30 protein-coding genes are annotated in these 24,730 nt (G+C 67.8%); 17 read left to right on the forward strand and 13 right to left on the reverse strand.

The annotated features are described in order from the left end of the window. The first annotated feature begins 108 nt into the window (after positions 1-108). Positions 109-1,449, forward strand: coding sequence for a metalloprotease PmbA (pmbA, locus tag ACOMD9_RS17950; RefSeq protein WP_421417349.1), 1,341 nt, complete (start codon positions 109-111; stop codon positions 1,447-1,449). Here the strand turns inward: pmbA and ACOMD9_RS17955 are convergent. From ACOMD9_RS17955 to ACOMD9_RS18005, 11 genes are all read right to left on the reverse strand, one after another. Further along, on the reverse strand, positions 1,446-1,715 hold the full coding sequence (locus ACOMD9_RS17955) for an HPr family phosphocarrier protein (RefSeq protein WP_421417350.1): 270 nt from the start codon (positions 1,713-1,715) through the stop codon (positions 1,446-1,448). The genes pmbA and ACOMD9_RS17955 overlap by 4 nt on opposite strands. A 3-nt stretch (positions 1,716-1,718) precedes the next feature. After that, positions 1,719-2,636 carry an RNase adapter RapZ gene (gene rapZ / locus ACOMD9_RS17960; protein WP_421417351.1) on the reverse strand — a complete coding sequence of 306 codons (918 nt, stop codon included), beginning with the start codon at positions 2,634-2,636 and terminating at the stop codon, positions 1,719-1,721. A 49-nt stretch (positions 2,637-2,685) separates the two neighbouring features. After that, a complete protein-coding gene (gene ptsN / locus ACOMD9_RS17965) occupies positions 2,686-3,156 on the reverse strand; it encodes a PTS IIA-like nitrogen regulatory protein PtsN (RefSeq protein ID WP_421417352.1) in 471 nt (156 codons plus the stop codon). Between the two features lie 6 nt (positions 3,157-3,162). Further along, positions 3,163-3,471, reverse strand: a complete 309-nt coding sequence (gene hpf / locus ACOMD9_RS17970) for a ribosome hibernation-promoting factor, HPF/YfiA family (RefSeq protein ID WP_102628493.1) — start codon at positions 3,469-3,471, stop codon at positions 3,163-3,165. Positions 3,472-3,628: 157 nt separating this feature from the next. Next, entirely contained in the window at positions 3,629-5,041 is a 1,413-nt protein-coding gene (locus tag ACOMD9_RS17975) for an RNA polymerase factor sigma-54 (RefSeq protein ID WP_421417353.1), read from the reverse strand. A 148-nt stretch (positions 5,042-5,189) separates the two neighbouring features. Further along, positions 5,190-5,915, reverse strand: a complete 726-nt coding sequence (lptB, locus tag ACOMD9_RS17980; RefSeq protein ID WP_421417354.1) for an LPS export ABC transporter ATP-binding protein — start codon at positions 5,913-5,915, stop codon at positions 5,190-5,192. A gap of 8 nt (positions 5,916-5,923) precedes the next feature. Continuing rightward, on the reverse strand, positions 5,924-6,457 hold the full coding sequence (gene lptA / locus ACOMD9_RS17985) for a lipopolysaccharide transport periplasmic protein LptA (RefSeq protein ID WP_421417355.1): 534 nt from the start codon (positions 6,455-6,457) through the stop codon (positions 5,924-5,926). Beyond that, complete coding sequence (lptC, locus tag ACOMD9_RS17990; RefSeq protein ID WP_421417356.1) at positions 6,454-7,056, reverse strand: LPS export ABC transporter periplasmic protein LptC; 603 nt, start codon at positions 7,054-7,056, stop codon at positions 6,454-6,456. Before lptC ends, lptA begins: the two co-directional genes overlap by 4 nt. Before the next feature lie 4 nt (positions 7,057-7,060). Next, positions 7,061-7,618 carry a KdsC family phosphatase gene (locus ACOMD9_RS17995; protein WP_421417357.1) on the reverse strand — a complete coding sequence of 186 codons (558 nt, stop codon included), beginning with the start codon at positions 7,616-7,618 and terminating at the stop codon, positions 7,061-7,063. Between the two features lie 25 nt (positions 7,619-7,643). Beyond that, positions 7,644-8,636, reverse strand: coding sequence for a KpsF/GutQ family sugar-phosphate isomerase (locus ACOMD9_RS18000; protein ID WP_421417358.1), 993 nt, complete (start codon positions 8,634-8,636; stop codon positions 7,644-7,646). 52 nt (positions 8,637-8,688) lie between these two features. Then, positions 8,689-9,648, reverse strand: coding sequence for a calcium/sodium antiporter (locus ACOMD9_RS18005; RefSeq protein ID WP_421417359.1), 960 nt, complete (start codon positions 9,646-9,648; stop codon positions 8,689-8,691). Positions 9,649-9,791: 143 nt separating this feature from the next. Here ACOMD9_RS18005 and ACOMD9_RS18010 point away from each other — a divergent pair, with 143 nt between their 5' ends. The 9 genes from ACOMD9_RS18010 (at position 9,792) to hisD (ending at position 16,696) form a co-directional block, all read left to right on the forward strand. Further along, positions 9,792-10,604, forward strand: a complete 813-nt coding sequence (locus ACOMD9_RS18010; protein ID WP_421417404.1) for an ABC transporter ATP-binding protein — start codon at positions 9,792-9,794, stop codon at positions 10,602-10,604. Then, on the forward strand, positions 10,601-11,383 hold the full coding sequence (gene mlaE, locus ACOMD9_RS18015) for a lipid asymmetry maintenance ABC transporter permease subunit MlaE (protein ID WP_421417360.1): 783 nt from the start codon (positions 10,601-10,603) through the stop codon (positions 11,381-11,383). The genes ACOMD9_RS18010 and mlaE overlap by 4 nt, the downstream gene beginning before the upstream one ends. A 37-nt stretch (positions 11,384-11,420) precedes the next feature. Next, a complete protein-coding gene (gene mlaD / locus ACOMD9_RS18020; protein ID WP_421417361.1) occupies positions 11,421-11,885 on the forward strand; it encodes an outer membrane lipid asymmetry maintenance protein MlaD in 465 nt (154 codons plus the stop codon). A 47-nt stretch (positions 11,886-11,932) separates the two neighbouring features. Continuing rightward, a complete protein-coding gene (locus ACOMD9_RS18025) occupies positions 11,933-12,589 on the forward strand; it encodes an MlaC/ttg2D family ABC transporter substrate-binding protein (protein WP_421417362.1) in 657 nt (218 codons plus the stop codon). After that, a complete protein-coding gene (locus tag ACOMD9_RS18030; RefSeq protein ID WP_421417363.1) occupies positions 12,586-12,918 on the forward strand; it encodes an STAS domain-containing protein in 333 nt (110 codons plus the stop codon). Before ACOMD9_RS18025 ends, ACOMD9_RS18030 begins: the two co-directional genes overlap by 4 nt. Positions 12,919-13,066: 148 nt before the next feature. Continuing rightward, on the forward strand, positions 13,067-13,321 hold the full coding sequence (locus tag ACOMD9_RS18035) for a BolA family protein (protein ID WP_421417364.1): 255 nt from the start codon (positions 13,067-13,069) through the stop codon (positions 13,319-13,321). 12 nt (positions 13,322-13,333) lie between these two features. Then, the gene (murA, locus tag ACOMD9_RS18040; RefSeq protein WP_421417365.1) at positions 13,334-14,596 is read left to right on the forward strand and encodes a UDP-N-acetylglucosamine 1-carboxyvinyltransferase; all 1,263 of its coding nucleotides are present in this window, start codon (positions 13,334-13,336) and stop codon (positions 14,594-14,596) included. Positions 14,597-14,630: 34 nt separating this feature from the next. Further along, positions 14,631-15,293, forward strand: coding sequence for an ATP phosphoribosyltransferase (hisG, locus tag ACOMD9_RS18045; RefSeq protein WP_421417366.1), 663 nt, complete (start codon positions 14,631-14,633; stop codon positions 15,291-15,293). Positions 15,294-15,373: 80 nt separating this feature from the next. Beyond that, positions 15,374-16,696 (forward strand): histidinol dehydrogenase, encoded by a 1,323-nt coding sequence (gene hisD, locus ACOMD9_RS18050; RefSeq protein ID WP_421417367.1) that lies wholly within the window; start codon positions 15,374-15,376, stop codon positions 16,694-16,696. A gap of 84 nt (positions 16,697-16,780) precedes the next feature. On the opposite strand, the gene ACOMD9_RS18055 is transcribed toward hisD, so the two are convergent. Further along, a complete protein-coding gene (locus tag ACOMD9_RS18055) occupies positions 16,781-18,001 on the reverse strand; it encodes a Do family serine endopeptidase (RefSeq protein WP_421417368.1) in 1,221 nt (406 codons plus the stop codon). Between the two features lie 101 nt (positions 18,002-18,102). Here ACOMD9_RS18055 and ACOMD9_RS18060 point away from each other — a divergent pair, with 101 nt between their 5' ends. After that, positions 18,103-18,861, forward strand: coding sequence for a Nif3-like dinuclear metal center hexameric protein (locus ACOMD9_RS18060; protein WP_421417369.1), 759 nt, complete (start codon positions 18,103-18,105; stop codon positions 18,859-18,861). Positions 18,862-18,902: 41 nt separating this feature from the next. Here the strand turns inward: ACOMD9_RS18060 and ACOMD9_RS18065 are convergent, their stop codons facing one another. Continuing rightward, positions 18,903-19,346 (reverse strand): Z-ring associated ZapG family protein, encoded by a 444-nt coding sequence (locus tag ACOMD9_RS18065; protein ID WP_421417370.1) that lies wholly within the window; start codon positions 19,344-19,346, stop codon positions 18,903-18,905. 192 nt (positions 19,347-19,538) lie between these two features. On the opposite strand from ACOMD9_RS18065, the gene zapE reads away from it, so the two are divergent. The 6 genes from zapE to ACOMD9_RS18095 all read left to right on the forward strand — a co-directional run bounded on the left by zapE (position 19,539) and on the right by ACOMD9_RS18095 (position 24,639). Next, positions 19,539-20,723: a cell division protein ZapE gene (gene zapE / locus ACOMD9_RS18070; RefSeq protein WP_421417371.1), complete on the forward strand. Its 1,185-nt coding sequence runs from the start codon at positions 19,539-19,541 to the stop codon at positions 20,721-20,723. 248 nt (positions 20,724-20,971) lie between these two features. Then, a complete protein-coding gene (rplM, locus tag ACOMD9_RS18075) occupies positions 20,972-21,400 on the forward strand; it encodes a 50S ribosomal protein L13 (RefSeq protein ID WP_421417372.1) in 429 nt (142 codons plus the stop codon). Positions 21,401-21,413: 13 nt separating this feature from the next. Beyond that, entirely contained in the window at positions 21,414-21,803 is a 390-nt protein-coding gene (gene rpsI, locus ACOMD9_RS18080; protein WP_421417373.1) for a 30S ribosomal protein S9, read from the forward strand. A gap of 219 nt (positions 21,804-22,022) precedes the next feature. Further along, positions 22,023-22,613 (forward strand): ubiquinol-cytochrome c reductase iron-sulfur subunit, encoded by a 591-nt coding sequence (petA, locus tag ACOMD9_RS18085; protein ID WP_421417374.1) that lies wholly within the window; start codon positions 22,023-22,025, stop codon positions 22,611-22,613. After that, positions 22,613-23,872, forward strand: coding sequence for a cytochrome b (locus ACOMD9_RS18090; protein ID WP_421417375.1), 1,260 nt, complete (start codon positions 22,613-22,615; stop codon positions 23,870-23,872). The genes petA and ACOMD9_RS18090 overlap by 1 nt, the downstream gene beginning before the upstream one ends. After that, the gene (locus ACOMD9_RS18095; RefSeq protein ID WP_421417376.1) at positions 23,872-24,639 is read left to right on the forward strand and encodes a cytochrome c1; all 768 of its coding nucleotides are present in this window, start codon (positions 23,872-23,874) and stop codon (positions 24,637-24,639) included. Before ACOMD9_RS18090 ends, ACOMD9_RS18095 begins: the two co-directional genes overlap by 1 nt. The last annotated feature ends 91 nt before the right edge of the window (positions 24,640-24,730 follow it).

Consider the following 24,730-nt stretch of genomic DNA (forward strand, 5'->3'; position numbering starts at 1 on the left):
ATCGATTTAGGCTGAGAGGATGCCGACAGTATACCAGCCCGCGCCGGCGGGCTGCGCAACGAACATGAAGACCTTCCGGCCTGCGGGCCGGGTGACGAGGAGAATCGCATGACACAGGCTTTCGATGCCGCCACCCAGCAGGCCCTGCTGGAGAGCCGCGCCCAGTCGGCGCTCGAACTGGCCAGGCAACTGGGCGCCGACGCCTGCGAGGTGGGGGCCAGCGTCGATCAGGGGATCGGCGTCAGCGTCCGCGAGGCAGAGGTGGAGACCGTGGAGCTCTCCCGTGACCAGGGCATCGCCGTCACGGTCTATGTGGGCAAGCGCAAGGGCAGTGCCTCCTCCACGGATGCCGGCGAGGCCTCGATCCGTGCGGTGGTGGAGAAGGCAGTGGCCATCGCCTGCCATACCGGGGAGGATCCGGCCGCGGGCCTGGCCGACGCCGAGCTGATGGCCCGTGAACTGCCGGATCTCGATGTCCATCATCCCTGGGAGCTGAGTACCGAGCAGGCCATCGACCTGGCCCTCGCCTGCGAGGCCGCCGGGCGCGGCACGGCCGGTATCCGCAGCTCCGACGGCGCTTCGCTCTCCAGTGGCGAGGGCGTGCGGGTCTATGCCAACAGCCATGGCTTCCTGGGCAGCCAGCGGGGCAGTCGTCACTCGCTCTCCTGCATGCTGATCGCCGAGGACGAGGGGGGCATGCAGCGCGACTACGACTACACCAGTGCGCGGGATCCGCGGGATCTGGCCGCGCCCGAGGCGGTGGGGGCGAGTGCCGCGCGGCGCACCCTGCGCCGGCTCGGCGCCCGGCGTCCCGCGACCGGGCGGCTGCCGGTGCTGTTCGACCCGACCCTGGCCAGCGGGCTGGTCGGACACCTGATGAGCGCCATCGCCGGCGGCGCCCTCTATCGCCAGGCCTCCTTCCTCTGCGACCGTCTGGGCGAGTCGCTCTTCCCCGAGTGGTTCAGCCTGCAGGAGAAGCCCATGGAGCGCGGTGCCATGGCCAGCAGCCCCTTCGACAACGACGGGGTCCAGACCCGTGACAATGTCTTCATCGAGAACGGCCGCCTGGCCAGCTACATGCTCTCGGCCTACAGTGCCCGGCGACTCGGCATGCAGTCCACCGGCAACGCCGGTGGGGCGCGCAACCTGCGCATCTCCGCCCCTCTGGAGAGCCAGGAGGCGCTGCTGCGCCGCATGGGGCGCGGCGTGCTGGTCACCGAGCTGATGGGGCAGGGGGTCAACGGCGTGACCGGCGACTACTCCCGCGGTGCGGCGGGCTTCTGGGTCGAGGACGGCGAGATCCGGTACCCGGTGGAAGAGTTCACCATCGCCGGCAACCTCGAGGGGATGTTCAAGGGGCTGGCGGGGGTCGGTGACGACACCGATACCCGCGGCAGCATCCATACCGGCAGCTGGCTCATCGATGAGATGACCGTCGCCGGCGCCTAGGCGTCCTCCTCGAAGCGGGCCTCGAAGAGCGCCTCGATGGCGTCGAGGGTCGCCTCGGCGTCCTCGCCCTCGGCACTGATGGTCAGCTGGGTACCGCAGGGGGCCGCCAGCATCAGCAGCGACATGATGTTGGCAGCGTCGGCCTCGCGACCGGCGTGGGACACGGTGACCCGTGCCTGGAAGGGCTGGCAGCACTGCACCAGCTTGGTGGCCGCCCGGGCATGCAGGCCGCGCCGATTGGTCAGGGTGAGCTTGCGTTGCGGCACGCCTCAGGTTCCCTCGTCCGCGTTGTCGGCCCTGGACGTCGGGAGCAGGGGGAGGGTGTCGTGGATGCCCAGCTCGCGATGGCGGAGCCGCACGCTGGGGTGACGTTCGGCGAGGTGCCGGGCCAGCCTCTCGGCCAGGTAGACCGAACGGTGCTGGCCGCCGGTGCAGCCGATGGCGACGGTGAGATAGCTGCGATGGCTGGCCTCGTACGCGGGTAGCCACCGCTCGACCCAGGCCAGGATGTCGTCATGCATCTCGCCGACGATGGGGTAGCCGTCGAGGAACTCGATGATCGAGGCGTCACGTCCGGTGTCCTGCCGGAGCCGGGGATCCCAGTAGGGGTTCGGCAGGCAGCGGGCGTCGAAGACGAGGTCGGCGTCGAGCGGCACCCCGCGCTTGAAGCCGAAGGACTCCACCGTCAACGTCAGCTGGTCGGCCCGGTGGCTCCCCACCTGGTCACTGATGCGCCGGCGCAGTTCATGAACCGAGAGGCGCGAGGTGTCGATCACCAGGTCGGCCAGGTCACGGATCTCGGCCAGCGCCGTCTCCTCGGAATCGATCGCCTCGGCCAGGGTCATGTCGCTGCCCCGTGTCAGCGGGTGGCGCCGGCGGGTTTCCGAGTAGCGCTCGAGCAGGATGCGCGCATCGGTGGTGAGGTAGATCACCTGGCCGTCGATGCCGCGGGCGCGGACCTCCTCCAGCAGGCTGGGGAAGCGTTCGAGCGCATGGGGCAGGTTGCGGGCGTCAATGCTCACCGCGATCGAGGTGTGGGGGGAGTGGTCGCTGCTGAGTTCGTCCACCAGCGGGCCGAGCAGCATGGCCGGCAGGTTGTCGATGGCGTAGTAGCCGAGGTCCTCGAGCGCCTGCAGTGCGATCGACTTGCCTGAGCCGGATCGGCCACTGATGATCACGAGCTGCATGGCGGGTCTCCTGGTCGTGTGGCTGGCCGGGTGGCCCGGTGAGGGGCGATCAGCCCGAGGACTGTCGTCGGATCGCCTCGATGAGCCGCTCATGCAGCTCGCGCTGGCTGGCGCTCTTGCGCAGCCGGCCCCGGGTCTCGGCATCGTTCATCACGCCTGCGACCTGGGCCAGCAGCGCGAGATGGGCCTCGTCGGCCTCCTCCGGCACCAGCAGCACGAAGATCAGGTCCACCGGCTCGCCATCGACGGCATCGAAGTCGATGGGCTCGGCCAGCTTCAGGAAGCCGGCGATGGGCGCCTTGCAGTGAGGATCGCGGGCATGGGGGATGGCGACACCATTGCCGATCCCCGTGCTGCCAAGCCGTTCGCGGCCGATCAGGCGGCCGAAGACTTCCTGGCTGTCGAGACTCGGGGTGTTCTGGGCGATGAAGGTGCTGAAGAACTCCAGCACCCGCTTCTTGCTCCCCCCGGGCACCCCGAAGAGGGTGCGCTCGGGGGGCAGGATGGCTTCGAGTGTCATGGTGGATCAGCGGGCGCCGGCGCCCTGGGCGCGGGCCTGGACCTTCTCCTTGTGCTTGACGAGCTGGCGGTCAAGCTTGTCGGCGAGGGCGTCAATGGCGGCGTACATGTCGCCGTCCATGGCCTCGGCATGCAGATCGGCACCGGCGGCATGCAGGGTGCAGGCGGCCTGTTGCCTCTCCTTCTCCACGGAGAGCGTGACCTGCACGGTGGTGATGTTGTCATAGTGGCGTTCCACGCGAGTGAGCTTCTCGTTCACATAGTCACGCAGGGCGTCGGTCAGTTCCACATGATGGCCGGTGATGTTGACTTGCATGACACGCTCCTTCGTCCTTCGGTTGGTGCTTCGATTGTAACCCTTTTTCCTGCCGTGCAAACCCCCTGTGGAGGGCGTTGCACCCGACCGCTGATGCGGGTCATGCAAGGGATCGGAATTCCATCGCTGGAGGGGCGCTCACGCCGGGGTCCGGGAATCATCTCAGCCGCTTGCGCTCGCTGGAGGAGGGGATGCCCATGGCCTCGCGGTACTTGGCCACCGTCCTGCGCGCCACCTTGATGCCGGCCTCGTCGAGCAGGGTCACCAGCTTGCTGTCGGAGAGCGGCTTGCGCGGCGGCTCCTCCTGGATCAGCTTGCGCAGCCGGGCGCGGATCGCCGTGCTCGAGTGGGCATCGCCATCGCCGTTGCCGACCTGGCTGGAGAAGAAGTACTTCAGTTCGAAGACGCCGCGGGGGGTATGGATGAACTTCTGGGTGGTGACCCGCGAGATGGTCGATTCGTGCATCTCCACGGCCTGGGCGATGTCGGCCAGTATCAAGGGCTTCATCGCCTCCTCGCCCTGCTCGAGGAAGTCGAGCTGGCGGGCCATGATCTCGCGCCCCACGCGCAGCAGGGTGTCGTTGCGGCTCGAGAGGCTCTTCATCAGCCAGCGCGCTTCCTGCAGGTGATCCTTGAGGAACTGGTTGTCCTGGCTCTTGTCCGCGCGGCGAATCAGCGCCGCATAGTCGGGCTGGATCCGCAGTCGCGGCAGGGCCTCGGGGTTGAGCTCCACCTGCCAGCCGTGCCGGTCGTGGCGAGCGACCAGGTCGGGAATGACGTAGTCGCTGCCGGATTCCGAATAGCGACTGCCCGGCCTCGGGTCGAGTGAGCGGATCAGGGCGATGACCTCGTCGAGGGCGTCGTCGTCGAGGCCCAGGCGGCGCTTGAGCAGGCGTCGGTCGTCGCCGGCCAGTGCCTCGAGGAACTGGCGGACCAGGCGGCGCGCCTGGGGCAGCAGCGGGGTGTCGTCGGGCAGGACGGCGAGCTGCAGCATCAGGCATTCCCGCAGGTCCCGGGCGAAGATCCCCGTGGGCTCGAATTGCTGCAGCCGCAGCAGTACCTGCTCCACCTCGCGGCCCTTGAGCCCCTCGAGGCCCTGGCTCCTGAGGCCGTCGCGCAGTTCGTCGAGGGACTGGCCCAGGTAGCCGGCACCGTCCACGGCATCGATCAGGCTCTCGGCGATGTGCCGCTGGCGTTCGTTCAGGTCGGTCATCGCCAGTTGCCAGGCGAGATGACCCTGCAGGCTCTGGCCATCGGCCTGGCGCTCGAAGTCGGGGCCCTCGCCGCTGCCGGCGGGCGTGCCCAGGTCCTGGTAGGTGTCGGACCAGTCGCTGTCGACCGAGAGCTCGTCGGGGATCTCGCTGGCCCAGTCGTCGTCGGGCGTCTCGCTTGTCTCCTGCTCGCCGAAGTCATCGTCGAGCTCCAGCATGGGATTGGCTTCCAGCGCCTGCTGGATCTCCTGGCGCAGGTCCAGGGTGGAGAGCTGCAGCAGGGCAATGGCCTGCTGCAACTGGGGGGTCATGGTCAGTTGGGTGCCGACGCGAAGTTGCAGGGATGCTTTCATGGCCACGAGAGGTGTGTACTCATTCGCCGGAAAACCTCACCCTAGCCCGCCGGGGGTCGTGTTGCAAGTCGTTTATTAGCAAAAAGCGTGCCAACGGCAATTTTCATGCCGTCACATAATATCGGCATTCTTGTCATAAGGTTACAATGGTGTTTCAGAGGCGAAAGTCCTCGCCGAGATACACTTCGCGTACCCGCTGGTTGGCGAGGATCGCCTCGGCGTTGCCCTCCGCGATGATCTGCCCGTCGCCGACGATGTAGGCGGTATCGCAGATGTCGAGGGTCTCGCGCACATTGTGGTCGGTGATCAGCACGCCGATGTCGCGTGCCTTGAGCTGGCGGATGATGCCCTTGATCTCGCCCACCGAGATGGGGTCGACCCCGGCGAAGGGCTCGTCGAGCAGGATGAAGGCGGGCTCCATGGCCAGGGCCCTGGCGATCTCCACCCGCCGTCGTTCGCCGCCGGACAGGCTCATGCCGAGATTGTCACGGATGTGGGTGACGTGGAAGTCCGCGAGCAGCTCCTCCAGGCGAGCCTGGCGGCCGGCGCGATCGAGGTCGCGGCGGGTCTCGAGGATCGCCATGATGTTGTCGGCCACCGAGAGCTTGCGGAAGATGGAGGCCTCCTGGGGCAGGTAGCCGATGCCGGCCCGGGCCCGCTCGTGCATGGCCGCCCTCGACAGGTCCTGCCCATCGATGTGGACCTCGCCGGCATCGGCGCGCACCAGTCCGACGATCATGTAGAAGGAGGTGGTCTTGCCGGCGCCGTTGGGTCCGAGCAGGCCGACGATGCTGCCCTGGCCGATGGTCAGGCTGATGTCATGCACCACGCGGCGACGCTTGTAGCTCTTGGCCAGGTGGTTGGCGCGAAGTGTCTTCATGTCGTCCCTTACTGCTCGGGCTGCAGGGTCATGCGTACGCGCTGTCGCTCCTCGACACCCTCTGCCTCGGCGCGGGCCTGGACCACGCGGCGATCGAGGAAGTACTCCAGGTAGCCGCCATCGAAGGTGTCGCCGCCCTGGTGCAGCTCGGCGCGGTCGATGAGCTCCACCCGTCGCTCGGCGACGTAATAGACGATGGTGCGTCCCCAGCCGCGCACCAGCGGCTCGTCCGGCGCGGGCTGCTGCTCGATGTAGGCGCGCTCGCCGGTGGCGATGGCGTGGGAGAGTTCGCCGGCAGCGTTGCGGCGGATCTCGACCCGGTCACCGGTGAGATGCATGCTGCCCTGCCGGATGTCCACGTCACCGGTGTAGATGGCGGTGCCGGCTCGGTCATCGAGATCGAGCCGATCGGCCTCCACCTCGATCGGGGCGCTGGCGTCGCCCTCCAGGGCCAGCGCCGGGGTCGTCGCCAGGGCCATGGCCATGCACGCCAGGCCGAGCAGTGCCGGGAGCAGCGGGGGGGCGTGGGACAGTCGCTTCATGGCTCGGGGTCCTCGTCGGTGTCGGGGTGCGTCTCGGGGGGATGGTGGCCCCGGACATTGTCTGTCAGGCGGGCGCGATTGTCATGGATCCAGGCATCGAAGCGCTCGCCGCTCATGCGCTGGGGAGGCTGGCGCAGCAGTGCCGGGGTATCGCTCCAGGCGTGACCGGTGTCGGCATCGAAGTGGAGGATGTCGGTGTCCAGCTGCCAGCGCTCCTCGGGGGCGTGCAGGCGGGCGTCCCCGGACAGGGTCAGGGGGTTGCCCCCGGCCCCCAGGGTGCCGATCTCGCCATGGCCGAACCAGGTGCGCCCCGAGCTGTCGATCAGTCTCGCCTCCGGGGTCTGCATGCGCGTGACGTCGTCGTGGGGGGTGTGCACCAGGCGTGGCGTGACGAGGCGCTGGTGGGCCCGGCCCTCGGCGTCGAAACGGGTCAGGCGGGCCCCCTCGAGGAAGTAGTCGGGCTCCCCGGCCTCGTCGCGGGGCACCGGGCCGGGTTCGCGCACGCTGCGCTGGTCGAGCAGGGCGAGCACCCCGCCGAGTGCCAGCAGCAACAGCAGCAGCCAGATCCGGAACGAGGGGCGCGGCAGTCGCAGCGCCATGGCGTCAGTCGGCCCCGTGGAGATAGGTGTCGATCACGGCATCCCAGTGCCCCTGGGCCTGCAGCAGGGTGTCGCAGATCTCGCGCACCGCGCCGTGGCCGCCGGCACGCTCGGTGACCCAGTCGGCATGCTTGCGGATATAGGAGGGCGCGCCCGGCACGCTGATGCCCACGCCGGCACGCTTGATGGCACCCACGTCGGGCATGTCGTCGCCGCAGTAGGCCACCTGGTCCAGCTCGAGGTCGAGTTGGCGACACAGTTCACGCAGCCTGGGCAGTTTCTTCTCGACGCCCTGGTAGACATGCTTGACGCCAAGGGCGGCGGCGCGACGGCTCACCATGGGGGAGTCGCGACCGGTGATCAGCGCGACCTCGAGACCGGCGCGCTTGAGCAGCTTGATGCCATGGCCGTCCAGGGTGTGGAAGGCCTTGATCTCGATTCCGTCGGCCTGGAAGTAGAGGCGGCCGTCGGTGAGCACGCCGTCCACGTCCATGGCCAGCAGGCGTACACGGCGCAGGCGGTCCACCAGCTGGGTGTCGAGCAGAGGAGAATCGAGGGTCATGGGGGCTCCTTGGTTGAGAGGGGCGTCAGATCACGCCGCTGGCGAGCAGGTCGTGCATGTGCAGGGCACCGACCGGTCGCCCCGCGTCGTCGACCACGGCCAGGGCGGTGATGCGGTTGTCTTCCATGATGCGCACCGCCTCGGCGGCCAGGATATCGGCGGTGATCCGCTTGCCGGGGCGCGTCATGACGTCGTCGACGGTCAGGTCGGAGAGGTCCGAGTGCTGGTCGAGGGTGCGGCGCAGGTCGCCGTCGGTGTAGACGCCGGCCAGCCGCCCGTCGCCGTCGACCACGCAGGTGAAGCCCAGCCCCTGGCGGGTGATCTCCAGCAGGGCGTCGCGCAGCGGACTGCCCAGCGGCACCGAAGGCAGGCGGCTGCCCTGGTGCATCAGGTCGCCGACCCTCAGCAGCAGGCGCTTGCCCAGGCTGCCGCCGGGATGGGAGCGGGCGAAATCCTCGGCGGTGAAGCCGCGGGACTCCAGCAGCGCCACCGCCAGGGCATCGCCCAGGGCCAGGGACGCGGTGGTCGAGGAGGTGGGGGCCAGGTCCAGCGGGCAGGCCTCGCGTTCGACACCGGCGTCGAGGTGGGCCTCGGCGTGGCGGGCCAGGGTCGAACCCGGGCGGCCGGTCATGCTGATCAGCGGCGTGCCCATGCGCTTGAGGAGCGGCAGCAGGGCGGTGACCTCGGCGGTCTCGCCGGAGTTCGACAGTGCCAGCACCACGTCCCCCGGGGTGATCATCCCCAGGTCGCCGTGGCTGGCCTCGCCCGGATGGACGAAGAAGGCCGGTGTGCCGGTGCTGGCGAGGGTGGCGGCGATCTTGCCGGCGACATGGCCGGACTTGCCCATGCCGGTGACCACTACCCGGCCGGGGCAGGCCAGTATCAGCGAGCAGGCGCGATCGAAGCCCTCGTCGAGGCGCTCGATGAGGGCGGCAATGGCCTGCTGTTCCAGCTGCAGGGTGCGGCGAGCGCTGTCGCGCAGCGGCGAGTTCCCGGTGGGGTCGGTGTGTGTCGTCATGGCGGTGATTGTTGCCCGTTGCTGCGTTTCACTCAAGTTCATGGCCATCCGTTCAGCCTGCCGGCATGCCGGAGCCCTGGCCGGAGGCGGCGAGCCAGGCCAGGTAGCCGACATAGCCGAGTGCCAGCAGGGTGCCCGGCAGGCGGCCGAGCCGGCCGCGGCGCTGCCAGAGCAGCAGCATGCCCAGCGCCAGGGTCAGGGTCAGCATGACCCGATAGTCGCGCTCGCCTGCCGCCGCGTCGATGGGGCCGGGCGCCAGCATGCCCGGTATCGGCAGCACGGCGAGCAGGTTGAACAGGTTGGAGCCGATCACATTGCCGATGGCGATGTCGTGGTGGCGCTTCATGGCGCTGGCCACGCAGGCGGCGAGCTCCGGCAGGCTGGTGCCGATGGCCACCACCGTCAGCCCGATGGTCAGCTCGCTGACCCCGAGGCCGCGGGCGAGTTCGCTGGCCCCCCACACCAGGGCCCGGGAGCCGGCCACCATGACCATCAGGGTCATCACCAGCCACAGCAGGGCGCGGGTGAGGCGCATGTCGGGGATCTCGTTCACCTCGAGCGCGTCGGGAGTATCGGCACGGAACAGCCACCACAGGCTGAACACCAGCAGCAGGACCAGGAAGAGCGCGTCGAAGCGGCCGAGGATGCCATTGGCCAGGGCATAGCCGGCCAGGCCGGTGGCGCCGAGCAGCAGCGGCAGCTCGCGTCGCACCAGCGAGAAGCGCACCGGGATCGGGACCACCAGGGCGGTCACTCCCAGCACCAGGCCGATGTTGGCGATGTTCGAGCCCAGCGCATTGCCGGTGGCGAGGTCGGGGATCCCGTCCAGCGAGGCCATCACCGAGACCACCATCTCCGGTGCCGAGGTGCCCAGGGCGACGATGGTCATGCCCACCAGCAGGGTGCTCATGCCGGCCCTGTGGGCGGTGGCCGCGGCGGCACCGACGAAGCGCTCGGCGCTCCACAGCAGGGCGATGAAACCGAGCAGCACGGCGGTGAGGGGGACGAGCATGGCAGAGTGGGCCCTGGCCAGGTTGGAAGGGCGCCCATTAAACGTTCTCGCCCGGCCCGGTGCAAGCCGGCACCGTCGGTGGTGGCAAAATGGCGCGAGGTTAGGATACGATGTTCGATAATTCTTTCCAGGGACACGAGCCGATGAGCGACATTCCCTTCGTGGTGGTGGAGGGGCTGCATTTCTCGCGAGGCGAGAAGGAGATCTTCCGTGGTGTCGACCTGGAGATTCATCGCGGCAAGATCACCGCCATCATGGGGCCCAGCGGTACCGGCAAGACCACCCTGCTCAAGCTGATCGGGGGGCAGCTCCACCCGGATGCCGGCCGCGTGCGCATCGACGGCGAGGATGTCCATCGCCAGTCGCGCAAGGCGCTGTTCGCCATGCGCCGACGCATGGGCATGCTGTTCCAGAGCGGGGCGCTGTTCACCGACCTCGACGTGTTCGAGAACGTGGCCTTCCCGCTGCGGGTCCACACCGACCTGCCGGAGCCGATGATCCGCGACCTGGTGCTGATGAAGCTCGAGGCGGTGGGGTTGCGCGGTGCCCGCGAGCTGATGCCCTCGGAGCTCTCCGGCGGCATGGCGCGCCGGGTGGCCCTGGCCCGCGCCATCGCCCTGGATCCGGAACTGATCCTCTACGACGAGCCCTTCGTGGGGCAGGACCCGATCTCCATGGGCGTGCTGGTACAGCTGACCAAGCGGCTCAATGAAGCCCTGGGGCTGACGTCGGTGGTCGTGTCCCACGATATCAAGGAGACGCTGACCATCGCCGACTACGTCTACGTGATTTCCGACGGCCAGGTGATGGCCCAGGGCACCCCCCAGGGGCTCGACGTCGACCAGGACCCCCGGGTCAGCCAGTTCGTCCACGGCGAGCCGGACGGGCCGGTACCCTTTCACTATCCCGCGGTGGACTTCTTCACCGACATCCTCGATACGGGGGGGCGGCCATGATCGAGCGAGTCGCTATCCTGGGTCGCCGGGGCTGCGAGCTGCTCGAGGCGCTGGGCCGGGCGGGCGTCTTCCTCTTCCTCTCCGCGGTGGGCGTTCCCTCGCGAGAGGGCTGGTACCTCTGGCTGCGCCAGATGCACTTCGTCGGGGTGCTGTCGCTGGCCATCGTGCTGGTCTCGGGGCTGTTCATCGGCATGGTGCTGGCACTGCAGGGCTATACCCTGCTGGTCGACTTCGGCGCCGAGCAGGCACTGGGCCAGATGGTGGCGCTGTCGCTGCTGCGTGAGCTGGCCCCGGTGGTGGCGGCTCTGCTGTTCGCCGGGCGGGCCGGCTCGGCGCTGACCGCCGAGATCGGCCTGATGAAGGCCACCGAGCAGCTCACCAGCATGGAGATGATCGGTGTCGACCCGCTGCGCCGGGTGGTGGCGCCGCGCCTGTGGGCCGGCTTCGTTGCCCTGCCGCTGCTGACCGTCGGCTTCAGTGTGGTGGGGGTCTACGGTGGCTACCTGGTCGGCGTCGAGTGGCTCGGTGTCTTCGAGGGTTCCTACTGGGGCAACATGCAGGCCAGCGTCGAGTTCGTCGGGGACGTCGGCAACGGCATGGTCAAGAGCCTGGTGTTCGCCCTGGTGGTGACCTGGATCGCGGTCTTCCAGGGGTATGACCTGATACCCACGTCGGAAGGCATCTCGCGGGCCACCACCCGCACCGTGGTCTACTCATCCCTGGCGGTGCTCGGCCTCGATTTCGTGCTGACCGCGGTGATGTTCGGGGGACTTAACTGATGTGTCGCAACACAGAGTCGATGTTCGGAGAGACGGCATGAAGCGCAGCAAGATGATGGAGCTGGGGGTCGGGCTGTTCATGCTCGCCGGCATCCTGGGGCTGGTATTCCTCGGCCTGCGGGTCAGCGGCCTGACCTTCACCCCCCCGGGCGACACCTTTCGCCTCGAGGCCAATTTCGCCAACATCGGCAGCCTCAAGCCGCGTGCCCGGGTCACCATGGCCGGGGTCACGGTGGGTCGGGTCTCGGCCATCGAGCTGGATACCGACTGGTATGACGCCCGGGTGATCCTCGAGCTCGACGCCGGGCTGGAGGGCAGGCTGTCCCGGGACACCACCGCGGCGATCCTCACCGCCGGCCTGCTCGGCGAGCAGTACATCGGGCTGTCGGTAGGGGGCGATCCCGAGACCCTGGCCGATGGCGACACCATCCGCGACACCCAGTCGGCGGTGGTGCTCGAAGAACTCATCCAGCAGTTCGTGTCCAACATGGTCAGCGAGTGAGCCGCACCGCACGCGCGTCGCTGACGGCACTCTTTCCAGGAGATTCGATGATGCCTTTTCTGTCCGCTTCCTTCCGCCTGGTGGTGCTCGGCCTGTGCCTGGCGATCGCCTCGGTGTCGGCCCAGGCGGCCAACGAGCGTGGGCCCGAGCAGCTGATCCGCGACAGCATCGACGACCTGATGGGGCAGATCGAGGGCCGCAAGGACTACTTTGCCGACAACGTCGACGAGCTCAAGGCCCTGGTCGACGACAGCCTCGACGACATCGCCGATTTCCGCTATATCGGCGCCAGCGTCATGGGGCGCTACTTCCGCAATGCCACTCCCCAGCAGCGCTCGCGTTTCGTCAACACCTTTCGCCAGACGCTGATCGACACCTATACCAAGGGGCTGGTGACCTTCGACTATCGTGAGCTGCGGGTGCTCGAGACCCAGCAGCCCCAGCGCCACGAGGACCAGGCCAGCGTGGCCATGGAGGTGGTCGCCATGGACGGTAGCGTCTATCCGGTCAGCTATTCGCTGCGCCTCAGCGATGGCCAGTGGAAGGTGGTCAATGTCATCGTCAACGGCATCAACCTGGGGCTGACCTTCCGCAACCAGTTCGACCAGTCCATGCGTGAGCACAACCGCGACTACGATGCCGTGATCGATGACTGGGCGCCCGAGATCGCCGTCGAGGAGCTGGAGGAGGGCGGCAGCGCATGAGCGTGCTGCTCGACCAGGCCGGCGTCCACCTCTCTGCCGGCCCCGAGGGCCTGGCGGTGAGTGGAGTGGTGGGCTTCGATGTGGCGGCGGTGCTGGCCGCCACCGGCCGTGAGTGGCTCGCCGCCCAGGCGGCCGGCACGGCTGTCGACTTCGACCTGTGTGGCGTCGAGGGGGTGAGCAGTGCGGCGCTGAGCGTGCTTCTGGAGTGGGCCCGGTGCGCGCGCCAGGCGGGCCTGGAGGTGCGCGCCGTGCGCCTCTCGGCGCCGTTGACCCGGTTGACCCGGCTGGCCGGCCTCGACCGCCTGATGCCGTTGGCCGAGGCCGCCTGACCCGCGGGCCATGCCTGCCTTCGCGCGCCGCCGGCATCGCCAAGTGCGGCGCTTTTCTTTACCATGTCGGGATCCCGATCCATGTCGCCGGCCTTCCCGTGGCCGGTGGCCATATACGCTATTGCTTGCATCACAGGAGTTCCGGTTCATGCAACCCAATGAGGTCAAGGCGCTGCTCGAGGCGCGTATCGACGGCTGCGAGTTCCATATCCAGGGTGAGGGCTGCAACTTCCAGGTGGTGGCCGTGGGCGAGGTGTTCGACGGCCTGTCGCCGGTCAAGCGCCAGCAGCTGATCTACGGTGCCCTCGCCGAGGAGATCGCCTCGGGTGAGCTGCATGCGGTGAGCATCAAGACCTATACGCCGGCGCAGTGGCAGGACGCGCCGGAAAACACCAGCGCCTGACGGGCGACCCCCATGGACAAACTGATCATTACCGGCAATGGCCCCACCGACGGAGAGGTGTGGGCCAGCGGTGCCAAGAACGCCGCCCTGCCGATCCTCTGTGCGACCCTGCTCGCCGACGAGCCGGTGACCATCGGCAACCTGCCCCACCTGCAGGACATCACCACCACCCTGGAGCTGCTCGGTCACCTGGGGCTGGAGCCGGTGATGGGCGAGAAAATGACCATCGAGCTCGACGGCGCCCAGGTGCGCCATTGCGATGCCCCCTACGAGCTGGTCAAGAAGATGCGCGCCTCCATCCTGGTGCTGGGGCCGCTGCTGTCCCACTTCGGTCATGCCGATGTCTCGCTGCCCGGTGGCTGTGCCATCGGCTCGCGGCCGGTGGACCTGCATATCCGTGGCCTCGAGGCGATGGGGGCCAGGATCCGGGTGGAGGGCGGCTACATCCGCGCCCGGGTCGACGGCCGTCTCAAGGGGGCCACCATCTTCTTCGACACCGTCACCGTCACCGGTACCGAGAACCTGTTGATGGCGGCGACCCTGGCCGAGGGCACCACGGTGCTGGAGAACGCCGCCCGGGAACCGGAGGTGGTGGACCTTGCCGAGTGCCTGATCGCCATGGGGGCGAAGATCCGTGGCCACGGCAGCGACACCATCACCATCGAGGGTGTCGAGCGGCTGCACGGCTGCTACCACGACGTCATGCCCGATCGGATCGAGACCGGCACCTTCCTGGTGGCCGCGGCGGTGACCCGCGGTCGGGTCAGGGTGCGCAGGACCCGGGCCGATATCCTCGAGGCGGTACTGGCCAAGCTGGAGGAGGCGGGTGCTTCCATCACCACCGGCGATGACTGGATCGAGGCGGACATGGGGGGGCGGCGGCCGCGGGCGGTGAATGTCCGCACCGCGCCCTATCCCGGCTTCCCCACCGACATGCAGGCCCAGTTCGTGGCCCTCAACGCCGTGGCCGAGGGGAACGCTCGGGTGGTGGAGACCATCTTCGAGAACCGTTTCATGCACGTCCAGGAGCTCAATCGCATGGGGGCCAGGATCGCCCTGGAGGGCAACACCGCGGTGATCGAGGGCGTCGAGCGCCTCTCCGGGGCCCCGGTGATGGCCACCGACCTGCGTGCCTCCGCCTCGCTGGTGGTGGCGGCGATGATGGCCGACGGCGAGACCCTGGTCGATCGCATCTACCATATCGATCGCGGCTACGAGTGCATCGAGGAGAAGCTGCAGCTGCTGGGCGCCAATATCCGGCGGATTCCCGGCTAGTGGCCCGACGTTGCTTCCCACTACAGGCGAGAGCATGAGCAAACAACTGGTACTGGCCCTCTCCAAGGGCCGAATTCTTGACGAGACGCTGCCGCTACTGGCCGATGCCGGCATCACCCCGGCCGAGGATCTGGCGGCAAGCCGCAAGCTGCTGTTCGACACCAACCTGCCGGATGTCAAGCTGGTGATCCTGCGGGCCACCGATGTGCCCACCTATGTGCAGCTGGGTGCCGCCGACCTCGGCGTGGCGGGCAAGGACGTGCTGCTCGAGCACGGTGCCGAGGGGCTCTACGAACCCCTCGACCTGGAGATCGCCAGGTGCCGGCTGATGACTGCCGGCATCACCGGCGCCGAGCCGGCCCGGGCGCGGCGCCGGGTGGCCACCAAGTTCGTCAACGTCGCGCGACGCTACTACGCCGAGCAGGGCATCCAGGCCGAGGTGATCAAGCTCTACGGCGCCATGGAGCTGGCCCCCCTGATGAACCTGGCCGACGAGATCGTCGACATCGTCGATACCGGCAACACCCTCCGGGCCAACGGCATGGCCCCCCGGGAGCTGATTGCCGACATCAGCACGCGGCTGGTGGTCAACAAGGCGGCCATGACCATGAAGCATGCCCGGCTCAAGCCGCTGATCGAGCGCCTCGGCGATGCCGTCGCCGCGCGTCACGACAGCCACGCCGTCACAACCCGATAGGCACGGATGCCCGGCCATGTCCTCCGGCCTGGCAACGGACTCGTGCCAACAACCGACAGCCACGGGAGTTGCGATACGCCATGACCAAGACCCTTGCTTCCGCCGCCGGCATCGCTCGACTCGCCACCGGCGATACCGACTTCAACGATCGCCTGGATGCCCTGCTGGCCTGGGAGGGTGTCTCCGATACCGAGGTGCAGCATCGTGTCGACGAGATCATCGCCGCGGTGAAGGCCCGTGGAGATGCGGCGCTGGTCGAGTACAGCAATCGCTTCGACCGGCTGTCGGTGACCTCCATGGCCGAACTGACCCTGGGGCCGGCACGCCTCGAGCAGGCCTATCACGGGCTGCCTGCCGACCAGCGTGACGCCCTGGCGGCCGCCGCGGAACGCATCCGCCACTACCACGAACGGCAGAAGCCCGAGTCCTGGCACTACACCGAGGCCGACGGGACCGTGCTGGGACAGCAGGTGATGCCGCTGGATCGCGCGGGGATCTACGTCCCCGGCGGCAAGGCGGCCTATCCCTCCTCGGTGCTGATGAATGCGATACCCGCCCACGTGGCCGGCGTGCGTGAGATCGTCATGGTGGTGCCGACACCCGATGGCGTGCTCAACGAGCTGGTGCTGGCGGCGGCCCACCTGGCCGGTGTCGATTACGTCTTCACCATCGGCGGGGCCCAGGCGGTGGCTGCCATGGCCCACGGCACCGAGACGGTGCCGCGGGTCGACAAGATCGTCGGTCCCGGCAACATCTACGTGGCGACCGCCAAGCGGGCGGTATTCGGTCAGGTGGGTATCGACATGATCGCCGGCCCCTCGGAGATCCTGGTGGTCTCCGATGGCGGGACCCATGCCGACTGGCTGGCCATGGACCTGTTCTCCCAGGCCGAGCATGACGAGGATGCCCAGTCGATCCTGGTGAGCTGGGATGGCGCCCATCTCGATGCGGTGGAAGCGGCCATCGAGCGCCTGTTGCCGACCCTGGAGCGCGAGGCGATCGTCAGGGAGTCCCTGGCCCGCCGGGGGGCGCTGATCCACTGTCGCGACCGGGCCGAGGCGGTCGAGCTGATCAACCGCATCGCCCCCGAGCACCTGGAGCTCTCCGTGGCCAACCCGGAGGGGTGGCTGTCCGAGGTGCGCCATGCCGGCGCCATCTTCATGGGGCGCTATACCGCCGAGGCGCTGGGCGACTACTGTGCCGGCCCCAACCATGTGCTCCCCACCTCGGGCACGGCACGCTTCTCATCGCCGCTGGGGGTCTACGACTTCCAGAAGCGCTCCTCGATCATCCACTGCTCGGCGCAGGGGGCCTCGGAACTCGGCAAGACGGCTTCGATACTCGCCCGCGGCGAGTCGCTCACCGCCCATGCGCGTTCCGCGGAGTACCGCATCGAGCCGTGAACCCCGCCGCCGCGACGACGAGTGCGGCAACGGACAGGCCCCGCCCATGGCGGGGCCTGCGTCGTCGTGGGCCGGGGGCGAGGGTCAGGGCGCCGGGCGGTGCCATCCCGGGGCCGGGCGTTCGCCCACTTCCAGGGTGACTTCCAGCGACTCGCCGCCCCGTACCACCGTCAGCGGCAGCTCGGCACCGGGCTCGATGGCGGCGATGTCACTCATCGCCACCCGGGCGTCGAGGATCGGGCGACCATCCACCGCCAGCAGCACGTCACCGGGCTGCAGCCCGGCCAGGGCCGCGGGGCCGCCTGGCACCACGCCGGAGATCACCACGCCGCGGGGGGCCTGAAGGCCGAAGGACGCGGCCAGCTCCTGGTTCAGCTCCTGGGCCTCGATGCCCAGCCAGCCGCGGATCACCCGGCCCTGGGTGACCAGTTCCTCGAGGATGTTGCTGGCCAGGTTGGCGGGAATGGCGAAGCCGATGCCCTGGGAGCCGCCGGAGCGCGAGAAGATGGCGGTATTGATCCCCACCAGGGCCCCCTCGGCGTTGATCAGGGCGCCACCGGAGTTGCCGGGGTTGATGGCGGCGTCGGTCTGGATGAAGTCCTCGTAGGCGTTGAGGCCCAGGTGGCTGCGCCCGGTGGCACTGATGATGCCCATGGTCACGGTCTGGCCCACGCCGAAGGGGTTGCCGATGGCCAGCGAGACATCCCCCACCGCTACCTCGGTGGAGTCCGCCAGCTCGATCACCGGGAGCTCGTCCAGGTCGATGCGCAGCACGGCCAGGTCGCTCTCCGGGTCGGTACCCACCACCTCGGCGAGGGTCTCGCGCCCGTCGCGCAGGGCGACCTGGATCTGGTCGGCACCACCGATGACATGATGGTTGGTGAGGACGTAGCCGTCGCCGCTGACGATGACGCCGGAACCCAGGCTCGACAGCATGCGCTGACGGCTGGGCATGTCGTCGCCGAAGAACTGGCGGAAGAAGGGGTCCGACATCAGCGGATGCTGTTCACGCTCCACGACCCTGGACGAGTAGACGTTGACCACCGCTGGTGCGGCGCGGTCCACGGCCTCGGCGTAGCTGACCGGCCCCTGCTGGCGCGCCATGGGGTCGGCATGGCGCAGTTCGGGGGAGGGGCGCGACGGGGCATCGACCGGCGTCGGCGAGACGGGCGCGATCGGGGCTTGCGCGGCGGGCGTCGGCGCCTCGTGGCGCCCGAGCAGCTGCGGGAAGGTATTGAGCAGCACGATGGCCAGCAGCACGCCGATGAGGACGGGCCAGACGTACGGCAGCAGGTTGCGTCGCATGCAGGGTGGTTCCTTGTTGCGGTGCGGTCGCCGCCCGGGGGCGCGGCCGATACAATGGCGACAGTGTAACATTGCCGATTCACCGATGCCCGGAGGTGCCAATGAACCGTGACGACCTGGTCGCCGCCTGCGACCAACTGCTCGATGCCGGCCGCTTCAGGGACTACACCCTCAACGGCCTGCAGGTGGCCGGCCGTGAACGGGTGACCCGGCTGATGACCGGTGTGACCGCCTGCCAGGCACTTCTCGACGAGGCGGTGGCCTGGCAGGCCGACCTCGTGCTGGTCCACCACGGCTATTTCTGGAAGAACGAGCCGGTGGCGATCACCGGCATGAAGCAGCGCCGCCTGCGCACCCTGCTGGTCAACGACATCGGCCTGCTGGCCTATCACCTGCCGCTGGATGCCCACCCTGAGCTGGGCAACAATGCCGAGCTGGCGAGGCGCCTGGACTTTCGTGTCGAGGGCTGTGCCGACGGCGAGCCGGGCGAGGGGTTGCTGTGGCTGGGGGCGCCGCCGCCGGGGCTCGATGCCCGCGGCCTGGCCCGCCACGTGGGCGGGCGGCTGGGCCGGGAGCCGTTGCTGGTCGAGGCGCCGGGCGGCGGCGAGATCCGCCGGGTCGCCTGGTGCACCGGGGGGGCTCAGGACATGATTGCCGACGCCTCCGCCGCCGGGGCCGAGGCGTTCATCTCGGGGGAGATTTCCGAGCGCACGACCCACCTGGCGCGGGAACTGGGTATCCACTATCTGGCAGCGGGCCATCATGCCACCGAGCGCTACGGCGTTCAGGCGCTGGGGGAATGGCTGGCCGGCAGGTACGGTCTCGAGCACCGCTTCGTCGATATCGACAATCCGGCCTGAAGATCGCCGGTTCGCGGTCCGCCTCGCTGGGGGCTCGCCCGTCAGTAGCGGGGAGGCTGGGGGGCGCCGCCCTCCTCGCTCTTCAGTCCGAAGTCCTCGGCGAGGGTGCCGCCGGTGCCGTCGGCATAGTCACGCGGGGCCGCATACGTCTCGTTCGCGGCATTCTCCCCGACCTGCAGCGGCAGCTCCAGCCCCGTACGGCCGGGTGAGTGGCCGCCGAGGGCCTGGGCATCGTGCTCGAGGCGCTGGGCGAGGGCATCGCCCTCGCGGCGCAGGTTCTCGACCAGGCCGGTGATGGCGGCGAAGTGGTCGTCCACCCCGTCCTTCAGGGCGGCCAGCTCGCGGTCGCGCTCCGCGAGGCGCTGGCGCAGCTTCTGCAGGTTGCCGGCGCTGGCATTCAGCAGGTGATAGCCCAGTGCGCCGATGCCGATACCTGCCAGCAGGCTGGCGATGGCCAGTACCCAGTTGATGTTGCTTTCGTCCACGTTTGTCTCCCAGCAGCTGTCGGACGATCCGGTGCGCGAGGCGGATCCGGTGTCGAGGGCCGGTTGTCCGGCGGCCCATTATAGGGCCGAGGCCGCGCGCCGGGTCAACGCGGGGCGACGGCGATGCGAAGCGCTGGCCAGGCGCGTATAATGCGATCCTCATCGAAGCCGCGAACAGGCCACAGACCTTCCATGAGTGCATCGCCAACCCTGCCAGCATCCGGTGACGCGAGCCGTCCCGCCACGCCTCTGGCACGTTACCGTGCCGACCTCGAACGTGATGGCTTCCAGTTTGATCCGGCCCAGCAGCGGGCCGTGGAGCACCTGCAGCGACTCTTCGATGAGCTGGTGGCCAGGCCGCGGGCGCGATCCCGGGCGGTGCCGGGCGGCAAGGGGCTGAAGTCACGCATGGCGAGCCTGCTGGGCAGGCGCGAGGAGAGCCGGGAGCCGGTCCTGCCCGAGGTGACCGGTCTCTACTTCTGGGGTGGCGTGGGTCGCGGCAAGACCTACCTGGTCGATACCTTCCACGAGGCGCTGCCCTTTCCGGACAAGATGCGCACCCATTTCCACCGCTTCATGCAGCGGGTGCACAACGAGCTCGAGCACTACAAGGGCGAGAAGAATCCCTTGAAGCTGGTTGCCGCCAAGTTCGCCGCCGAGGCCCGGGTGATCTGCTTCGACGAGTTCTTCGTCAAGGACATCACCGATGCCATGATCCTCGCCAACCTGCTCGAGGCACTCTTCGAGCACGGCGTGGTACTGGTGGCCACCTCCAACATCGTGCCCGACGATCTCTACAAGGACGGCCTGCAGCGAGCGCGTTTCCTGCCGGCGATCGACCTGCTCAAGCAGCACTGCGAGGTGGTCAACGTCGATTCGGGCATCGACTACCGCCTGCGGGCCCTGGAGCGCGCCGAGATCTTCCACGCTCCCCTCGATGCCGCCGCCGAACGGGAGCTCGCCCGCAGCTTCCGCGAGATCGCCGGCCACGAGGGGGAGGAGGGGGCCCCCATCGAGATCAATCATCGCGTGCTGCACACCCGCCGGCTGCACGACGACGTGGTGTGGTTCGAGTTCGGCGAGCTGTGCGACGGCCCGCGCAGCCAGAACGACTACATCGAGCTGGCCCGCGAGTACCATACCGTGCTGGTCTCCGGCGTCACGCGCATGAGCGGGGCGACGGACGACCGGGCCAGGCGCTTCATCAACATGGTCGACGAGTTCTACGATCGCGGGGTCAAGCTGTTGATGTCCGCCGAGGTGGCGGCGGAACAGCTCTACGCCGATGGCCGCCTCGAGTTCGAGTTCCAGCGCACCCTCTCGCGACTGCAGGAGATGCAGTCCCACGAGTACCTGGCGTTGCCCCACAAGCCCTGACCCGGCTTCGCCGGGGGGGGCAGCCTTGAGCTGTCAGCTGTAAGAAAAATCTTGTTCCAGATGCCGGAGGCAAGAGTCGGGCTTCGGGCTTGAGTGCGGCATTGCCCTGGCGTCGTCTGTTCATGTAGAATGCGCGCTCGCTCGACCGTTGCGCCGTCCTCCGGGCGGGGCAACCAAGAAGAATAGGGACGGTCCCATGTCGGAAGCCCCGGCGGCAGGACCCAATGCATCGATCTGGTGATTCATCCATGAAGACGTTCACTGCCAAACCGCAGTCCGTCCAGCGCGACTGGTACGTCGTCGACGCCTCGGACAAGACGCTCGGCCGTCTGGCCACCGAAATCGCTCGTCGCCTGCGCGGCAAGCACAAGCCGGAATTCACCCCGCACGTCGATACCGGCGATTACATCGTCGTGATCAATGCGGAGAAGGTGAAGGTCACCGGCAACAAGGCCAGCGCCAAGACCTATTACCGCCACACCGGCTATCCGGGTGGCCTGCGCTCCATGAATTTCGAGAAGATGATCGCCCACGCGCCGGAGCGCATCATCGAGTCCGCCGTGAAGGGCATGCTGCCGAAGGGTCCCCTGGGTCGTGCCATGTATTCCAAGCTCAAGGTCTATGCCGGCACCGAGCATCCGCATGCTGCCCAGCAGCCGCAAGAACTGAACATCTGAGGGAGTCTTCGCCATGACACAGCAGTATTACGGTACCGGGCGCCGCAAGACCTCTACCGCCCGCGTCTTCATGAAGCCGGGCACCGGCAAGATCACCGTCAACAGCCGTGAGCTGGACCAGTACTTCGGTCGCGTCACCGGCCGCATGGTGGTCCGTCAGCCGCTGGAGTTGACCGACACCCTGAACCAGTTCGACGTCTTCGTCACCGTCAAGGGGGGTGGTGGCTCTGCCCAGGCCGGCGCCATTCGCCACGGCATCACCCGTGCCCTGATGGAGTACAACGAGGAGTTCCGCAAGTCGCTGCGCGAGGCCGGGTACGTCACCCGCGATGCTCGCCAGGTCGAGCGGAAGAAGGTCGGCCTGCGCAAGGCGCGCCGTCGTCCGCAGTTCTCCAAGCGTTAAGCGGTCGCTACTGCGAGAAAAACGCCCGGGTCCCATGGCCTGGGCGTTTTTTTATGCTTGATCAATGATTTGTCGTCGACTTTCCACCTTGGTCAAGGGTGCTTGTCCTTGTGCGGGGCGACACGATTTCTTAACATAGTGCGCATTTGGTATCCGTGGTCGCGGGACGCTCTACTGCCCGTGATGGAACAACGGGTAAGCTGATGGGAGAAACCTGAAATGGCAGATAACGGCGTGAACAAGGGTCGGCGCCGTTTCCTCGTGGGTGCCACCACCGTAGTGGGTGCGGTGGGTGCCGTCGGGGTAGCGGTCCCCTTTGTGGCTTCCTGGCAGCCCAGTGCCAGGGCGAGAGCGGCAGGTGCGCCGGTAAGAGCTGACATCTCCAAGCTCGAGCCGGGACAGCGCATGACCGTCGAGTGGCGCGGGCGTCCGGTGTGGATCATCAACCGCACCCCGGAAATGCAGGAGCGCACCGAAAGCTTCGACGGCTCGCGCCTGGCCGATCCGGACTCCGAGGTTCCCCAGCAGCCGGGGTACGTCGAGGGGCCACTGCGGTCCATCCGCCCCGATATCGGCGTGCTGATCGGCATCTGCACCCACCTGGGCTGCTCGCCGCTCTACCGTCCCGAGCCGGACGCGGTTGACATGGACGGCTGGCCGGGCGGCTTCTTCTGCCCCTGCCATGGCTCCTTCTTCGATCTGGCGGGAAGGGTGTTCCGCAACGTGCCGGCCCCGACCAACCTCGAGGTGCCGCCGTACCGCTTTGAAGACGATGACATCATCGTCGGTGAAGACGAGGAGACTGCCTGATGGGTAACCCGAATCGCGTCAAGGCGGAACGCGGCCTCATGCGCTGGGTCGACGACCGCTTTCCCGCCACCCAGATGTGGCAGGATCATCTGTCCAGGTACTATGCCCCGAAGAACTTCAACTTCTGGTACTTCTTCGGCTCCCTGGCGCTTCTGGTGCTGGTCAACCAGATCCTCACCGGGGTCTGGCTGACCATGAGCTACAACCCCTCGGCGGAGGGGGCCTTCGCCTCGGTCGAGTACATCATGCGCGACGTGGAGTACGGCTGGCTGATCCGCTACCTGCACTCCACGGGCGCCTCGGCGTTCTTCGTGGTGGTCTACCTGCACATGTTCCGCGGCCTGCTCTACGGCTCCTACAAGGCGCCCCGCGAGCTGGTGTGGATCTTCGGCATGGCGATCTACCTGCTGTTGATGGCCGAGGCCTTCATGGGCTATCTGCTGCCCTGGGGCCAGATGTCCTACTGGGGCGCCCAGGTGATCATCTCGCTGTTCTCGGCGATCCCCTTCATCGGGCCCGACCTGGCCCAGTGGGTTCGCGGCGACTTCCTGATCTCCGGCATCACCCTGAACCGCTTCTTCGCCCTGCACGTGGTGGCGCTGCCCATCGTTATCCTGGCGCTGGTGGTGCTGCACCTGATCGCCCTGCACGAAGTCGGTTCCAACAACCCCGACGGCATCGACATCAAGGCCAAGAAGGACGAGTCCGGCAAGCCGCTGGACGGCATCCCGTTCCATCCCTACTACACGGTCAAGGACCTGGTCGGCGTCGCGGTCTTCCTGTTCGTCTTCGCCGTGGTGGTGTTCTACTTCCCCGAGGGTGGCGGTTACTTCCTCGAACGGCCCAACTTCGAGCCCGCCAACCCCATGGTGACGCCCGATCATATCGCCCCGGTGTGGTACTTCACGCCCTTCTACGCGATCCTGCGGGCCATCACCTTCGATCTCTTCGGGCTCGAAGCCAAGTTCCTGGGCGTGCTGTTCATGGGCGGTGCCATCGCGGTGCTCTTCGTGCTGCCCTGGCTGGACCGCAGCCCGGTGCGCTCCATGCGCTACAAGGGCTGGATGTCCAAGGTGATGCTGGCGCTGTTCGCCGTCAGCTTCGTGATCCTCGGCATCCTCGGCGCCCTGCCGGCGACGCCGCTGCGCACCGCCGTCGCCCAGCTGTGCACGGCCCTGTACTTCGCCTTCTTCCTGCTGATGCCGCTCTACACAAGGCTGGAGAAGACCAAACCCGTACCGGAGAGGGTGACTGGCTAATGAAAAAGCAACTGTTCGCACTGCTCTTCGCGCTGGTGCCCCTGGCGGCGATGGCCGCCCCGGCCGAAGACGTGCCCTATTCCATGACTCCCGACCTGCGCGACGAGGCATCACTGCAGCGCGGCATGCAGCTCTATGTGAACTACTGCATGGGCTGTCACTCCCTGGAGCACCAGCGTTTCGCTCGTGCCGCCGAGGATTTCGGCATGCCGCAGGACCTGGTCGAGCAGAACCTGATCTTCTCCTCCGACCTGGCCTTCAATGACCAGATGCATACGGCCATGTCCCGCGAGGACGGGGACAACTGGTTCGGCGCCGCAGCTCCCGACCTGACCCTGCATGGCCGCCTGCGCGGCGGCGACTGGATCTACTCCTACCTGCTCTCCTTCTACAAGGACCCGAGCCGCCCGACCGGCGTCAACAATGCCGTGTTCGACATGGTCGCCATGCCCAACGTGCTCGAGCCCCTGCAGGGCGTGCAGGAGAAAGTCTGTGCCGAGAGCGACCGTCCCATCGAGGGTGCCGAGCTCGACCCGTTGACGGGCAAGTACCAGTCCTGCGAGGTGATGCAGGTGACGAGTCCGGGTGCCATGGAGCCGGACGAGTTCGAGGCGGCCGTCTATGACCTGACCAACTTCCTGGTCTATGTCGGTGAGCCGTCCAAGCTGCACGCCCAGACCCTGGCCCCCAAGGTGTTGATCTTCATCTTCATCTTCGGTGTCATCGCCTACCTGCTCAAGCGCGAGTACTGGCGCGACATCCACTGATCCGTCCGGGCCGGACATGACGGGGGCGTGTGGCCATGGGCCATGCGCCCCCGTCGGTTCGAAAGGCGGTGGTTCATGACGTGGCTCATGC

It is taken from the genome of Halomonas terrestris, from assembly GCF_049166755.1.
In the GTDB taxonomy this organism is placed as follows: Bacteria; Pseudomonadota; Gammaproteobacteria; order Pseudomonadales; family Halomonadaceae; genus Halomonas.